The 14,776-nt window shown below is 61.4% G+C and carries 12 protein-coding genes and 2 tRNA genes; all 14 read left to right on the top strand.

The genetic code is table 11. The annotated features are described in order from the left end of the window. The first annotated feature begins 23 nt into the window (after positions 1-23). On the top strand, positions 24-1,136 hold the full coding sequence (asd, locus tag AC07OG_RS09945) for an aspartate-semialdehyde dehydrogenase (protein ID WP_046026895.1): 1,113 nt from the start codon (positions 24-26) through the stop codon (positions 1,134-1,136). Between the two features lie 247 nt (positions 1,137-1,383). After that, positions 1,384-2,394 carry an aspartate-semialdehyde dehydrogenase gene (locus AC07OG_RS09940; protein ID WP_495066927.1) on the top strand — a complete coding sequence of 337 codons (1,011 nt, stop codon included), beginning with the start codon at positions 1,384-1,386 and terminating at the stop codon, positions 2,392-2,394. A 205-nt stretch (positions 2,395-2,599) separates the two neighbouring features. Then, a complete protein-coding gene (locus tag AC07OG_RS09935; RefSeq protein ID WP_495066926.1) occupies positions 2,600-5,215 on the top strand; it encodes a FimV/HubP family polar landmark protein in 2,616 nt (871 codons plus the stop codon). Positions 5,216-5,522: 307 nt separating this feature from the next. Continuing rightward, positions 5,523-6,347 (top strand): tRNA pseudouridine(38-40) synthase TruA, encoded by an 825-nt coding sequence (truA, locus tag AC07OG_RS09930; protein ID WP_495067063.1) that lies wholly within the window; start codon positions 5,523-5,525, stop codon positions 6,345-6,347. Positions 6,348-6,410: 63 nt separating this feature from the next. After that, entirely contained in the window at positions 6,411-7,025 is a 615-nt protein-coding gene (locus AC07OG_RS09925) for a phosphoribosylanthranilate isomerase (RefSeq protein WP_218424425.1), read from the top strand. Between the two features lie 190 nt (positions 7,026-7,215). Beyond that, positions 7,216-8,136 (top strand): acetyl-CoA carboxylase, carboxyltransferase subunit beta, encoded by a 921-nt coding sequence (gene accD / locus AC07OG_RS09920; RefSeq protein ID WP_060540051.1) that lies wholly within the window; start codon positions 7,216-7,218, stop codon positions 8,134-8,136. Beyond that, positions 8,133-9,440: a bifunctional tetrahydrofolate synthase/dihydrofolate synthase gene (gene folC / locus AC07OG_RS09915; RefSeq protein ID WP_495066925.1), complete on the top strand. Its 1,308-nt coding sequence runs from the start codon at positions 8,133-8,135 to the stop codon at positions 9,438-9,440. The genes accD and folC overlap by 4 nt, the downstream gene beginning before the upstream one ends. Then, positions 9,424-10,086: an SPOR domain-containing protein gene (locus AC07OG_RS09910; protein WP_495066924.1), complete on the top strand. Its 663-nt coding sequence runs from the start codon at positions 9,424-9,426 to the stop codon at positions 10,084-10,086. The genes folC and AC07OG_RS09910 overlap by 17 nt, the downstream gene beginning before the upstream one ends. A gap of 98 nt (positions 10,087-10,184) precedes the next feature. Beyond that, the gene (locus tag AC07OG_RS09905; RefSeq protein ID WP_060540048.1) at positions 10,185-10,745 is read left to right on the top strand and encodes a CvpA family protein; all 561 of its coding nucleotides are present in this window, start codon (positions 10,185-10,187) and stop codon (positions 10,743-10,745) included. Between the two features lie 41 nt (positions 10,746-10,786). Further along, complete coding sequence (gene purF, locus AC07OG_RS09900; RefSeq protein ID WP_060540047.1) at positions 10,787-12,292, top strand: amidophosphoribosyltransferase; 1,506 nt, start codon at positions 10,787-10,789, stop codon at positions 12,290-12,292. Between the two features lie 79 nt (positions 12,293-12,371). Continuing rightward, a complete protein-coding gene (locus AC07OG_RS09895; RefSeq protein ID WP_060540046.1) occupies positions 12,372-13,583 on the top strand; it encodes an O-succinylhomoserine sulfhydrylase in 1,212 nt (403 codons plus the stop codon). Further along, positions 13,580-14,356 carry an SDR family oxidoreductase gene (locus tag AC07OG_RS09890; RefSeq protein WP_495066923.1) on the top strand — a complete coding sequence of 259 codons (777 nt, stop codon included), beginning with the start codon at positions 13,580-13,582 and terminating at the stop codon, positions 14,354-14,356. The genes AC07OG_RS09895 and AC07OG_RS09890 overlap by 4 nt, the downstream gene beginning before the upstream one ends. Positions 14,357-14,574: 218 nt before the next feature. After that, positions 14,575-14,650 (top strand) — tRNA-Val (locus tag AC07OG_RS09885). Positions 14,651-14,703: 53 nt separating this feature from the next. Further along, positions 14,704-14,776 (top strand) — tRNA-Asp (locus tag AC07OG_RS09880).

The following is a 14,776-nucleotide window of genomic DNA, read 5'->3' as shown; positions in this document are numbered from 1 at the left end:
CTTTTTAAGAAGGTGTAGTTGCGATGAAACGTGTAGGTCTGATCGGTTGGCGCGGTATGGTCGGTTCCGTGCTCATGCAGCGGATGCTGGAAGAGCAGGATTTCGATCTCATCGAGCCGGTGTTTTTCACCACTTCGAATGTCGGTGGCCAAGGCCCGTCCGTGGGCAAGGATATTGCTCCGCTCAAGGACGCTTACAGCATTGAAGAGCTGAAAACCCTCGACGTGATTCTGACCTGCCAGGGTGGCGACTACACCAGTGAAGTCTTCCCGAAACTGCGCGAAGCCGGCTGGCAGGGTTACTGGATCGACGCCGCTTCCAGCCTGCGCATGCAGGATGACGCGGTCATCGTCCTGGACCCGGTGAACCGCAAGGTCATCGACCAGCAACTGGACGCGGGCACCAAGAACTACATCGGCGGCAACTGCACCGTCAGCCTTATGCTGATGGGCCTGGGTGGTCTGTTTGAAGCCGGCCTCGTGGAGTGGATGAGCGCCATGACCTATCAGGCGGCTAGCGGCGCCGGCGCGCAGAACATGCGTGAACTGATCAAGCAGATGGGTGCGACCCACGCCGCTGTCGCCGATCAACTGGCCGATCCGGCCAGCGCGATCCTCGACATCGACCGTCGTGTGGCCGAAGCCATGCGCAGTGACGCGTACCCGACCGAAAACTTCGGCGTGCCGCTGGCCGGCAGCCTGATCCCGTGGATCGACAAGGAACTGCCGAACGGTCAGAGCCGCGAAGAGTGGAAGGCCCAGGCCGAGACCAACAAGATCCTCGGTCGTTTCAAGAGCCCGATCCCGGTCGATGGCATCTGTGTGCGCATCGGTGCCATGCGTTGCCACAGCCAGGCGCTGACCATCAAGCTGAACAAAGACGTGCCGATCGCCGATATCGAAGGGCTGATCAGCCAGCACAACCCGTGGGTCAAGCTGGTACCGAACAACCGCGATATCAGCATGCAGGAGCTGAGCCCGACGAAGGTCACTGGCACCCTGAATGTTCCGGTTGGCCGTCTGCGCAAGCTGAACATGGGTTCTCAGTTCGTTGGCGCATTCACCGTCGGCGACCAGCTGCTGTGGGGCGCGGCCGAGCCGCTGCGTCGCATGCTGCGGATCCTGCTCGAGCGTTGATCGACTGACGTTATGAAAGAACCCGCGCCTTGCAAGAGGCGCGGGTTTTTTAATACCTGGCAGAGGGGCGGTTGCCTGATAAGCCGCCTTCGCGAGCAAGCCCGCTCCCACAATGGAATATGTACCCCTGTTTGCGGGCTTGCTCGCGAAGGGGCCGTTACAGGCACTACAAATCCCCGTCAGAAATTGCCTGCATGCCAGTCACCCGGTAAAGTGCCGCTCCCCCCGTTTCGCCAGAGGTCAAACCATGAGCCAGCCCATAGATATCGCCGTGATCGGCGCCACCGGTACTGTCGGCGAAACCCTCGTGCAGATCCTCGAGGAACGCGATTTTCCGGTCGGCAACCTGCACCTGCTGGCCAGTAGCGAATCGGCCGGGCATTCGGTGCCGTTTCGTGGCAAGAACGTGCGGGTGCGTGAAGTCGACGAGTTCGACTTCAGCAAAGTGCAACTGGTGTTCTTCGCCGCCGGCCCGGCAGTGACCCTGAGTTTCGCCTCGCGCGCCACGGCGGCCGGCTGCTCGCTGATCGATTTGTCTGGCGCCTTGCCAGCCGATCAGGCGCCGCAGGTCGTGCCGGAAGCCAACGCAGAACGGTTGGCCGGTTTGAAAAAACCTTTCCAGGTCAGCAGCCCGAGCCCTTCGGCCACGACATTGGCCGTGGTGTTGGCGCCATTGCTCGGTTTGCTCGACTTGCAGCGCGTCAGCCTGACCGCCAGCCTGGCCGTTTCGGCGCAAGGCCGCGAAGCCGTGACCGAACTGGCGCGACAGACCGCCGAGTTGTTGAATGTCCGCCCGCTGGAGCCAAGCTTCTTCGACCGGCAGATGGCGTTTAACCTGCTGGCACAGGTTGGCAAGCCGGATGAGCACGGTCATACACTGCTGGAAAAACGCCTGGTACGCGAACTGCGGCAGGTCATCGCGATGCCTTTGTTGAAAATTTCCGTCACTTGCATTCAAGCCCCGGTGTTTTTTGGCGATAGCTTTAACGTGACCCTTCAGTCGGCGAGCGATATTGACCTGACAAAAGTCAACGCGGCCCTGGACGATGCGCCCGGTATCGAACTGGTGGAAGCCGGCGATTATCCGACCCCGGTGGGTGATGCGGTAGGGCAGGATGTGGTCTACGTTGGTCGGGTGCGCGGCGGTATAGATGACCCGGCGGAACTTAATCTGTGGATGACGTCAGATAACGTACGCAAAGGCGCCGCGCTCAATGCTGTGCAACTGGCTGAATTGTTGATAAAAGACCTGCTGTAAAAGATACTTGGCAACTATTTGTCTAATGATTCCGGGCAGGCCTATGCTTGCCGGAATGCCGAAGGCGAGCCGCTCTTCGGGGCTTTGCGTGGCATCAATGAAACGATCGCGCGCGACGCCCCCTCGCCGTCGTGCGCAATGCCTTGCGGCAGCGGCTATCAATACCTTCTCGCTGGCCGAGGAATGTTCAAACTAAGGATGAACCATGGTTCAAGTTCGCAAACTGGTGTTAGCAATAGCGGCCGCCTCGGCGCTGTCCTCCGGTATGGCGCATGCCCTCGGGCTCGGGGAGCTGACCCTGAAATCGACGCTCAACCAGCCATTGGTTGCGGAAATCGAGCTGCTCGATGTCAAGGAACTCACCGCTGCGGAAGTGGTGCCGAGCCTGGCTTCACCTGAAGATTTCGCCAAGGCCGGTGTCGACCGCCAGGCGTTTCTCAACGACTTGACCTTCACCCCGGTTCTCAATGCCGGCGGCAAAAGCATCCTGCGTGTGACCTCCAGCAAGCCACTTTCCGAACCAATGATTAAATTCCTCGTTCAGGTGATGTGGCCGAACGGCCGTTTGTTGCGCGATTACAGCCTGCTGCTCGATCCCTCCAAGTTTTCGCCGCAAACCGCCGAGGCGGCTGCGCAGCCTGCAACGACGCCAGCCGTCGCCGCGCCGGTTACCGGTGCAAGCAAGCCGCCCCAGCACATCACCACGCCGCGCGATACCCTCTGGGAAATCGCCGCCAAGGCGCGTAACGGCGGGTCGATCCAGCAAACCATGCTGGCTATTCAGGCGCTGAACCCGGATGCCTTCATCGATGGCAACATCAACCGCTTGAAAACCGGTCAGGTACTGCGTTTGCCTGATCAGGTACAAAGCACCAACCTGGCGCAACCCAAGGCTATCGCTGAAGTGGCCGCGCAAAACAACGCGTGGCGCCAGGGTCGACGTTACGTGGCCAGGCCGGCGGCAGGGCAGCAGCAGCTCGACGCGACCAATCGTCCTGGCACCCAGCCTGCGCCCGCACAAAGCGCGGCGGACAAGTTGAGCCTGGTGTCTGCCGAATCCGGCAGCAGTCGGGGCAAAGGCGCCGCTGGCGATGCCAAGGCGCTGAACGACAAGCTGGCGCTGACGCAGGAAAGCCTCGACACCAGTCGTCGGGACAACGCCGAACTGAAAAGCCGAATGGCCGATCTGCAAAGCCAGATGGACAAGCTACAGCGGCTGATCGAACTGAAGAATAATCAACTGGCCAAGTTGCAGGTTGAAGGGGTAGCGGGGGCTGCTGCTCAGCCTTCGAAGACAATGCCTGCCGAACTGGTGGCCAATCCGGCGCCTGGTGCGGCTGCAACTGCGCCGGCGGCAACCGAGGCGACTCCAGCGCCGGCCGAGAAGCCTGTTGAGCCAGCGCCAGTGGCGACCGGCGATCAGAAGTTCAATGAGCTGCTGACCAATCCTGCGCTGCTCGGGCTGGTGGGTGGTGGCGCAGTGGTGCTGCTGCTCCTGTTGCTGTTGCTGGCCCGTCGCCGCAAAGCCCAGCAGGAAGCCGAAAAGCATATGCGCATGGCCCGGGCGCTCGCCGAAGAACAGCAGTTCCCGGCCGATCTCGACTTGCCGCACAGCAGCTTCGAGGAGCTCGATGTTCCACCTCCGAGTGTGAAGCTGGCAGCCACGCCGACGCCGACGCCACAACCTGCTCCGGTACCAACCCCGGCTCCGGTGGTCGCTTCTGCCGTAATGACCACGCCAATCGCCGCACCGCTGGTGTCTCCGGCGGCCGATCGCTCCGATGATGTATTGGGGCAGGCGCAGTCCCATATCAATGCCGGGCGCCTGAACCAGGCGGCGGCGTTGCTCGAAGACGGCGTCAAACGCGAGCCTCAACGCAGCGCCTTGCGCCTGAAGCTGATGGAGGTCTACGCCCAGCAAGGCGATCGTGATGCGTTCGTCGCCCAGGAGCGTCAGCTGGTGGCCAACGGCGATAACTTCGCCCAGGTCGAGCAGCTGAAAAGCCGCTTCCCGGCCATGGCGCTGGTGGCTGCCGGCGGTATCGCCGCGGCGGCCGTCGCTGCCGAGCTGGATGCACAATACGTGAAGGAGCTGCTGCTGGATGAGCCGCAGTTACCTGAAGTTGCCGAGGACGATCTCGACAGTGCATTCGACCTGAGCCTGGATGATCTGGACACTGTTACGCCTGTTACGCAAGCGGCGCCGGAACGAGAAGTCACTACCCTGGCTGATCTGGACGACTTCCCGCTGGACGACGACCTGAGCTTTGGCTCGGTGTTGCAGCAGCAGACCGAGATCAAGGAAAACCTCGACGACCTGTCGGATTTCGATCTGGACCTGGATCTGGGTGCCGAGCCATCACCGGCGATGCTCGCCGAAGATGACTTCCTGCTGGATCTGGACCTGGATGAAGGCGTGAAGGACTTGCCGCCTGTCGAAGTGCCGTCCGCTCCCGAGGTTGCGCTGGACGACCTGGAGTTGCCGGCGGATTTCGACCTGTCACTGGCCGATGAAATGGACGCGCAAGAGGCTCCGGATGCGTTCGCGGCAGAACTGGAGGACGTCAACGCCGAGCTGGAAAACCTGTCCCACAGCATCGGCGAGCCGACCTTCACCGAAGCCGATGCGGCCTTGGGTGATGATGAGGACTTCGACTTCCTCTCAGGAACCGACGAAGCCGCCACCAAGCTCGATCTGGCCCAGGCCTATATCGACATGGGAGACAGCGACGGCGCTCGTGACATCCTCAACGAGGTGGTGACCGAAGGCAGTGATGAGCAGAAGAGCGAAGCGAAGGAGATGCTGTCGCGTTTGGCTTGAGTGGAGTTTTGGGTGTAAACGAAGCGGCAGCCTGGTGAGGCTGCCGTTTTTGTTTTATCGGAAAATGATGTGGCAATACTGGCCCCATCGCGGGCAAACCCGCTCCCACAGTGATCGGCATCGCGCATAAATTTTGTGCACACAGCTGAAACCTGTGGGAGCGGGCTTGCCCGCGAAGGGGCCCGCACATTCACCGCAGCTGCGACGGTTGTACTGGCATCCCCTACAGTCGGCCTTATAATGCCCGCCTTTGCGCACATCAGCAGGCTGTCACTCCTTGGCAAATATAGATAACCCGGCCGCCGAAATGGCAGCCGACGGCTTTTTCCGCATCGCCTTGGGCGTTGAATACAAAGGCTCGCGCTATCGCGGCTGGCAGCGCCAGGCATCGGGCGTACTCACCGTGCAGGAAACCCTGGAAAACGCCTTGTCGAAAGTGGCTGACTCGCCCGTGTCGCTGCTCTGCGCCGGGCGCACCGACGCCGGGGTGCACGCATGTGGCCAAGTGGTGCATTTCGACACCCAGGTCGAGCGCTCGATGAAGGCCTGGGTCATGGGCGCCAACATCAACTTGCCCCATGACGTCAGTGTCAGCTGGGCCAAGGTCATGCCGGCGCATTTCCATGCGCGGTTCAAGGCCATTGCCCGGCGCTACCGCTACGTGATCTACAACGATCAGATCCGCCCGGCGCACCTGAACGAAGAAATCACCTGGAATCACCGTCCGCTGGACGTCGATCGCATGGCCGAGGCTGCCCGCTACCTGCTCGGCACTCACGACTTCAGCGCTTTCCGCGCCGGACAGTGCCAGGCCAAATCGCCGATCAAGGAGCTGCACCACCTGCGCGTCACCCGTCATGGCAAGATGATCGTGCTGGATATTCGCGCCAGTGCTTTCCTGCACCATATGGTGCGCAACATCGCCGGCGTGCTGATGACCATCGGTGCCGGTGAGCGTCCGGTTGAATGGATGAAGGAAGTGCTGGAGAGTCGCGTGCGCCGTACGGGCGGGGTCACCGCGCATCCGTTCGGCCTGTACCTGGTGCAGGTCGAGTACCGTGACGAGTTCCAATTACCGGAGCGTTACATCGGCCCACACTTCCTCACCGGCTTCTCGGAACTTGACGGCTGACGCCCTCGAACGCTTTTGTTACCATCCGGGACTTTCCCGGATTTGTCTTGGAGTTGTGTCGACATGTCAGCCGTTCGCAGCAAGATTTGTGGGATTACCCGCATAGAAGATGCGTTGGCAGCGGTCGAGGCCGGGGCTGATGCCATCGGGTTCGTGTTCTACGCTAAAAGCCCCCGGGCGGTGACGTTCCAGCAGGCGCGCGCAATCATCCAGGCGCTGCCGCCGTTCGTGACCACCGTGGGGCTGTTTGTCAACGCCAGTCGTTGCGAGCTGGGGGAAATCCTCGATGCGGTGCCGCTGGACCTGTTGCAGTTCCATGGCGATGAAGGCGTCGCCGATTGCGAAGGCTGGCACCGTCCCTACATCAAGGCGCTGCGGGTCAAGGCCGGTGATGACATCGCCGCCGCCTGCGATGCTTACCCAAGCGCCAGCGGCATACTGCTCGACGCCTATGTCGAAGGCATTCCCGGCGGAACCGGCGAAGCATTCGACTGGTCTTTGATACCGCAAGGCCTGAGCAAGCCGATCATCCTGGCCGGGGGCCTGACCCCGGATAATGTCGCCGGCGCGGTGGCGCGGGTCCGGCCCTATGCCGTGGATGTCAGTGGCGGGGTCGAAGCGAGCAAGGGCATCAAGGATCACGCGAAGATTCAAGCGTTCATCAAGGCTCTACGTTGATGTGACGGCTGGCAGACTGCCGCCGTCCACTGCACTGTACAAAACGGCTGAGGATTGATGGGTGGTACGCAGGTCACGCTTGACTGACCCGGCCCCCACCAGACATCGCCGCACACATGAATTTAGCTCAAGGGCATACGCGGGGCTGCGAACCAGAGCGTTCGGGCCGCCGGTACTGGAGAAAGAAAGCATGAGCAACTGGTTAGTAGACAAACTGATCCCTTCGATCATGCGTTCCGAGGTCAAGAAGAGCTCGGTGCCTGAAGGTCTTTGGCACAAATGCCCGTCTTGCGAGGCGGTGCTGTATCGTCCGGAGCTGGAAAAGACCCTGGACGTTTGCCCCAAGTGCAATCACCACATGCGTATTGGCGCGCGCGCGCGCATCGACATTTTCCTCGACGCTGAAGGGCGTACCGAGCTGGGCGCTGACCTGGAGCCGGTTGACCGTCTGAAATTCCGCGACGGCAAGAAGTACAAAGACCGCCTGACCGCTGCACAGAAGCAGACCGGCGAAAAAGACGCACTGGTGTCCATGAGCGGTACCCTGCTGGGTATGCCGGTTGTGGTCTCGGCGTTCGAGTTTTCCTTCATGGGTGGTTCGATGGGTGCCATCGTCGGCGAGCGTTTCGTTCGTGCCGCCAACTACGCCCTGGAAAAACGCTGCCCTATGATCTGCTTCGCCGCTTCCGGCGGTGCGCGGATGCAGGAAGCGCTGATCTCCCTGATGCAAATGGCCAAGACCTCCGCGGTGCTGGCGCGTCTGCGTGAAGAGGGTATCCCGTTCATCTCCGTGCTGACCGACCCGGTCTACGGCGGTGTTTCCGCCAGTCTGGCAATGCTGGGCGACGTGATCGTCGGCGAGCCGAAAGCCCTGATCGGTTTTGCCGGTCCGCGCGTTATCGAGCAGACCGTGCGCGAAAAGCTGCCGGAAGGTTTCCAGCGCAGCGAATTCCTGCTGGAACACGGCGCCATCGACATGATTGTTCACCGTCAGGAACTGCGTCCGCGCCTGGGTAACCTGCTGGCACAAATGATGGGCCTGCCGACGCCTAAATTCGTCGCTGCACCAATCGAGCCGATCGTGGTTCCACCGGCACCTGCCAACATATGACCCAACGTACCCTTGGCGAATGGCTCGCCTACCTTGAACAGTTGCACCCTTCGGCCATCGACATGGGCCTGGAGCGTTCGCAGCAGGTAGCGTCCCGCATGGGGCTGGGCAAGCCGGCGCCTCGGGTGATCACGGTCACCGGCACCAACGGCAAGGGTTCCACCTGTGCGTTCGTGGCTTCGTTGCTGCGCGCCCAGGGCTTGAAAGTCGGCGTCTACAATTCTCCGCACCTGCTGCGTTACAACGAGCGGGTGCAGGTCAATGGCGTCGAAGCCAGTGATGCCGAGCTGTGTGAGGCCTTTGCTGCGGTAGAGGCGGGGCGTGGTGACACGTCCCTGACCTATTTCGAAATGGGCACGCTGGCAGCGTTCTGGCTGTTTCAGCGTTCAGCTCTTGATGCCGTGGTGCTGGAAGTAGGGCTGGGCGGTCGTCTGGACACGGTCAACGTGGTGGACGCGGATATGGCGCTGGTCACCAGCATTGGCGTCGATCACGCGGATTACCTGGGCGATACCCGCGAGTCCGTGGCCTTCGAAAAGGCCGGCATCTTCCGCCCGGGCGCACCCGCGCTGTGCGGCGACCTGAATCCTCCGCAACCCCTGCTGGACAAGGCGCGCGAGCTCGATTGCCCGTTTTTCCTGCGCGGGCGCGATTTTGACCTCGGTGTCACTGATCACAACTGGCAATGGCGCGGCCTTGACGCTCAAGGGCGAGCGGTCGAACTGCGTGACCTGCCGTTGCTCGATCTGCCGATGGAAAACGCCGCGCTGGCCTTGCAGGCGTACCTGCTGCTGGGCTTGCCCTGGGTAGAGGCGCAGATTGTTCAGGCGCTGCAGGCGACGCGAGTTGTAGGCCGCCTGGATCGCCGTCAGTTCGACTGGCAAGGCAAGCGTTTGAATCTGTTGCTGGATGTGGGGCATAACCCCCATGCGGCGGAGTATCTGGCCCGTCGCCTGGCGAGCCGACCGCTGGCTGGCAAGCGCCTGGCGGTGTTCGGGTTGCTCGTGGACAAGGATCTTGATGGTGTTGTCGGCGAATTGAATGCTAGTGTCCAGCATTGGGCCGTCGCCCCCCTGGATTCGCCACGGGCACGACCGGTTGCCGATTTGCACCAGGCATTGCAGAACCTTGGCGCTTCGGTAGCGTCTTATGACAGTGTGGCTGCAGCCCTGGAAGGGCAGTGCGCCAACGCTTCGAGCAACGACGAAATCCTGTTGTTCGGATCATTTTATTGTGTTGCCGAGGCCCTGGAATGGTTGGCCCGGCGCTCCACGGAGGAAGCGGCAAATGGCATTGCTGGATAAGGCATACAAACAGCGCATGGTCGGCGCCCTGGTGCTGGTCGCACTGGCGGTTATTTTTCTGCCGATGCTGTTTTCCCGTCAGGATGAGCAGCGCCAGGTGATCGTCGAGGCCCCGGCCGCACCGCAGGCGCCGGCCATGCCTCAGGTGCAGGTCGAGCCGGTGGTGGTTCCCGAACCTCAAGCCTTGCCGCAGGAGCCGGTGCCGAGCGATGAAGAAATTGCACAGCAGGAAGCGCCGGTGGTTCCCGCTACTCCTGTCGCTCCAGCGCCGACGGCCAAGGCAGTGACCCCGCCGCCTGCTCCTGCGCCGGCATTGGCGGCCAAGCCGGCAACAGCGCCGGTACAGCCAATCACCGCTGCGCCGGGCAAGCCCGATACCACTCAGAGCCGCGTCGACGCCAATGGGCTGTCGGTCAGCTGGTCGGTGCAACTGGCCAGTCTGGCGAGTCGTGACAGTGCCGAAAAACTGCAGAAATCCCTGCGCAGCCAGGGTTACAACGCCTATATCCGTACCGCCGACGGCAAGAATCGCGTGTTTGTCGGGCCGTTGATCGAACGCGCCGAAGCCGATCGCTTGCGTGACTTGCTCAGCCGCCAGCAGAACCTCAAGGGTTTTGTCGTGCGCTTTCAGCCAGAGCGCGGTTAAAACTATCGCCCCGATTTGAAATGCACAGGCAATCGCAGCTTACCGACAGGCACGGGCTCTGCTAAAATGCGCCGCCTTATCCGTCTGTAGGCTGCACTGTGCCATTTACCTGGGTTGACTGGGCGATCGTTGCAATCGTCGCCATCTCCGCATTGATCAGTCTGAGCCGCGGCTTCGTCAAAGAAGCACTGTCGCTGCTGACCTGGATCATCGCAGGAGTCGTTGCCTGGATGTTCGGTGGTTCATTGTCCGAGTACCTCGCCGGATACATCGAAACGCCATCGGCTCGCGTGATCGCGGGTTGTGCCATCATGTTTGTCGCCACTTTAATCGTAGGCGCAATGATCAATTATCTTATCGGCGAGTTGGTTCGTGTCACCGGGTTGTCCGGGACCGACCGATTCCTCGGCATGGCCTTCGGCGCCGCCCGTGGCGGGTTGCTGGTGGTCATTGCCGTCGGGCTGTTGAGCCTGGGGCCGGTACAGCAGGACGGGTGGTGGAAAGAATCACAGCTCGTACCAAGATTTCTATTGGTCGCAGACTGGTCCAAAAACCTGATTCTCGGGTGGAGCAGTCAGTGGCTTGCCAGCGGAATCAGCGTACCCGCTGATATACCGTTCAAGGAGCAACTCTTGCCGACGGCCAAAACGCCTCAGTGAGTAGTGCTCAGTTCAGATCCATTAAGTAGGGGTTGCGTCGCATGTGTGGCATCGTCGGTATCGTCGGTAAGTCGAACGTCAATCAGGCGCTGTATGACGCGCTAACCGTCCTCCAGCACCGCGGCCAGGACGCTGCCGGTATCGTGACCAGCCATGATGGCCGGTTGTTCCTGCGCAAGGACAATGGCCTGGTGCGTGACGTGTTCCAGCAGCGTCACATGCAGCGTCTGGTCGGCCACATGGGTATCGGCCACGTCCGTTATCCGACCGCGGGCAGCTCGACTTCGGCCGAGGCCCAGCCGTTTTACGTCAACTCGCCTTACGGCATCACCCTGGCGCATAACGGTAACCTGACCAACGTTGAACAACTGGCCAAGGAGATTTACGAATCTGACCTGCGCCACGTCAACACCAGTTCCGATTCGGAAGTGCTGCTCAACGTGTTTGCTCACGAGCTGGCCCAGCGCGGCAAGCTGCAGCCGACCGAAGAAGACGTGTTCGCCGCCGTTACCGACGTGCACAACCGTTGCGTCGGTGGTTACGCGGTGGTGGCGATGATCACCGGCTACGGCATCGTCGGTTTCCGCGATCCGCACGGTATCCGCCCGATCGTCTTCGGCCAGCGTCACACCGACGAGGGCGTGGAGTACATGATCGCTTCCGAAAGCGTGTCCCTGGACGTGCTCGGCTTCACCCTGATCCGCGATCTGGCGCCGGGCGAAGCGGTCTACATCACCGAAGAGGGCAAGCTGCACACCCGTCAGTGCGCGACCAACCCGTCCCTGACCCCGTGCATCTTCGAACACGTGTACCTGGCGCGTCCGGACTCGATCATCGACGGCGTGTCGGTGTACAAGGCCCGTCTGCGCATGGGTGAGAAGCTCGCCGAGAAGATCCTGCGCGAGCGTCCCGAGCACGATATCGACGTGGTCATCCCGATCCCGGACACCAGCCGCACTGCCGCCCTGGAGCTGGCCAACCACCTGGGCGTGAAATTCCGCGAAGGCTTCGTGAAGAACCGCTACATCGGCCGGACCTTCATCATGCCGGGCCAGGCCGCGCGGAAAAAATCCGTACGCCAGAAACTCAACGCCATCGAGCTGGAGTTCCGCGGCAAGAACGTGATGCTGGTGGACGACTCCATCGTTCGCGGTACCACCTGCAAGCAGATCATTCAGATGGCCCGTGAAGCCGGCGCCAAGAACGTCTACTTCTGCTCCGCGGCCCCGGCCGTTCGTTATCCGAACGTCTACGGTATCGACATGCCGAGCGCCCACGAACTGATCGCCCACAACCGTTCGACCCAGGACGTGGCCGAGCTGATCGGCGCCGACTGGCTGATCTATCAGGATCTGCCTGACTTGATCGAAGCGGTCGGTGGCGGCAAGATCAAGATCGACAAGTTCGATTGTGCGGTGTTCGACGGCCAGTACGTCACCGGTGACGTCGACGAGGCTTACCTGAACAAGATCGAGCAGGCACGTAACGATGCCTCCAAGGTCAAGACGCAGGCAGTCAGTGCGATCATCGATCTGTACAACAACTGAGTTTCTACCGGCCCCTAGGGGCCGGTTCTGTATCTACTGAAAAATTTTATTTATCGAGAGCAGGGCAAGGAGTGACAGCATGAGTCAGGAATGGGATGCCGGTCGGCTGGACAGCGACCTCGAAGGTGTAGCGTTCGATACCCTGGCCGTACGCGCCGGTCAGCACCGTACGCCGGAAGGCGAACACGGTGACCCGATGTTCTTCACCTCCAGCTATGTGTTCCGTACCGCCGCCGATGCGGCTGCACGCTTCGCCGGGGAAGTGCCGGGCAACGTCTATTCGCGCTACACCAACCCGACCGTTCGCGCCTTCGAGGAGCGCATCGCCGCACTGGAAAGCGCCGAGCAGGCGGTGGCCACGGCGACCGGCATGGCCGCGATCATGGCGGTGGTGATGAGCCTGTGCAGCGCCGGCGATCACGTGCTGGTGTCGCAAAGCGTATTTGGTTCGACCATCAGCCTGTTCGAGAAGTACTTCAAGCGCTTTGGCATCGAAGTCGATTACGTGCCCCTGGCCAACTTGTCCGGTTGGGATGCAGCGATCAAGGCCAACACCAAGCTGCTTTTCGTCGAGTCGCCATCCAACCCGCTGGCGGAGCTGGTGGACATCGCTGAGCTGGCGAAAATCGCTCACGCCAAAGGTGCGATGCTGGTAGTCGACAACTGTTTCTGTACCCCGGCCTTGCAGCAGCCGCTGAAAATGGGCGCAGACATCGTCGTGCACTCGGCGACCAAGTTCATCGACGGCCAGGGCCGTTGCATGGGTGGTGTCGTGGCCGGTCGCGGCGAGCAGATGAAAGAGGTGGTGGGTTTCCTGCGTACCGCCGGGCCAACCCTGAGCCCGTTCAACGCCTGGATCTTCCTCAAGGGCCTGGAAACCCTGAACCTGCGGATGAAGGCGCATTGCGCCAACGCCCAGCAACTGGCTGAATGGCTGGAGCAGCAGGACGGCATCGAGAAAGTCCATTACGCCGGCCTCAAGAGCCATCCGCAGCATGAACTGGCCCTGCGTCAGCAGAAGGGTTTCGGCGCGGTTGTCAGTTTCGAGGTCAAGGGCGGCAAAGAGGGCGCCTGGCGCTTTATCGATGCGACGCGCCTGATTTCGATCACTGCCAACCTGGGCGACAGCAAAACCACCATTACGCACCCGAGCACCACCTCCCACGGCCGTCTGGCGCCGCAGGAGCGTGAAGCGGCAGGTATTCGCGACAGTCTGATCCGCGTTGCGGTCGGCCTGGAAGACGTGGCAGACCTGCAAGCCGATCTGGCGCGCGGCCTGGCTGCGCTGTGATCGAGTTGTCCACGCCGTCCACCGGCTCCCATGGCCGCGTAGCGCTGGTGACCGGTGCTGCGCGCGGCATCGGGCTGGGGATCGCCGCCTGGCTGATCAGCGAGGGCTGGCAAGTGGTGCTGACGGACCTGGATCGGGAGCGCGGTTCGAAAGTGGCGAAGGTGCTGGGCGACAATGCCTGGTTCATTGCCATGGATGTGTCCAGTGAAGGGCAGGTCGCGCTGGGCGTTGCCGAGGTGCTGGGGCAGTTCGGCCGCCTCGATGCACTGGTGTGCAACGCCGCGGTGGCCGACCCGCACAACATCACTCTGGAAAGCCTCGATCTGGCGTACTGGAATCGTGTGCTGGCGGTGAATCTCAGTGGGCCGATGCTGCTGGCCAAGCATTGTGCGCCTTATCTGCGCGCGCACAGCGGGGCCATCGTCAATCTGGCCTCGACCCGCGCCGGGCAATCGGAACCCGACACCGAGGCTTATGCGGCGAGCAAGGGCGGCCTGTTGGCCCTGACGCATGCCCTGGCCATCAGTCTGGGACCGGAGATCCGGGTCAATGCCGTCAGCCCTGGCTGGATCGATACCCGGGATCCTTCGGTGCGGCGTGCCGAGCCGTTGACCGAGGCCGACCATGCGCAGCATCCGGCGGGCAGGGTGGGGACGGTCGAGGATGTGGCGGCGATGGTGGCCTGGCTGTTGTCGAGGAATGCCGGTTTCGTCACGGGGCAGGAATTTGTGGTCGATGGTGGGATGACCAAGAAGATGATCTATAGCGAATAAACCACATCGATCAGTTCAGATGGATGTTGAATTGGCTGGCCTCTTCGCGAGCAAGCCCGCTCCCACATTTGGAATGCATTTCCCCTGTGGGAGCGGGCTTGCTCGCGAAAGCAGTCTCACTGCACATACATAATTTTGTCTTTTTTAGAAAAACTTCAATCCTGCTATTGACTTAGGTTCGCTACCTGCGTAAATTTCGCGGCCTCGGAGATGCAAACGGGTGATTAGCTCAGCTGGGAGAGCGTCTGCCTTACAAGCAGAATGTCGGCGGTTCGATCCCGTCATCACCCACCACTTCCGAGATACTTGCGAAAGCAAGAGGTAGGCTGAAATGCCTCCACCGACGCGCAGCGGTAGTTCAGTCGGTTAGAATACCGGCCTGTCACGCCGGGGGTCGCGGGTTCGAGTCCCGTCCGCTGC

Source organism: Pseudomonas sp. GW821-FHT09H03 (genome assembly GCF_059415945.1).
This window is presented reverse-complemented; position numbering and strand designations above follow the sequence as displayed.

Bases quoted from the DNA above. Each gene is read 5' to 3' on its own strand.
- asd (WP_046026895.1), top strand. From the start codon at position 24: ATGAAACGTGTAGGTCTGATCGGTTGGCGCGGTATGGTCGGTTCCGTG.
- AC07OG_RS09940 (WP_495066927.1), top strand. From the start codon at position 1,384: ATGAGCCAGCCCATAGATATCGCCGTGATCGGCGCCACCGGTACTGTC.
- AC07OG_RS09935 (WP_495066926.1), top strand. From the start codon at position 2,600: ATGGTTCAAGTTCGCAAACTGGTGTTAGCAATAGCGGCCGCCTCGGCG.
- truA (WP_495067063.1), top strand. From the start codon at position 5,523: ATGGCAGCCGACGGCTTTTTCCGCATCGCCTTGGGCGTTGAATACAAA.
- AC07OG_RS09925 (WP_218424425.1), top strand. From the start codon at position 6,411: ATGTCAGCCGTTCGCAGCAAGATTTGTGGGATTACCCGCATAGAAGAT.
- accD (WP_060540051.1), top strand. From the start codon at position 7,216: ATGAGCAACTGGTTAGTAGACAAACTGATCCCTTCGATCATGCGTTCC.
- folC (WP_495066925.1), top strand. From the start codon at position 8,133: ATGACCCAACGTACCCTTGGCGAATGGCTCGCCTACCTTGAACAGTTG.
- AC07OG_RS09910 (WP_495066924.1), top strand. From the start codon at position 9,424: ATGGCATTGCTGGATAAGGCATACAAACAGCGCATGGTCGGCGCCCTG.
- purF (WP_060540047.1), top strand. From the start codon at position 10,787: ATGTGTGGCATCGTCGGTATCGTCGGTAAGTCGAACGTCAATCAGGCG.
- AC07OG_RS09895 (WP_060540046.1), top strand. From the start codon at position 12,372: ATGAGTCAGGAATGGGATGCCGGTCGGCTGGACAGCGACCTCGAAGGT.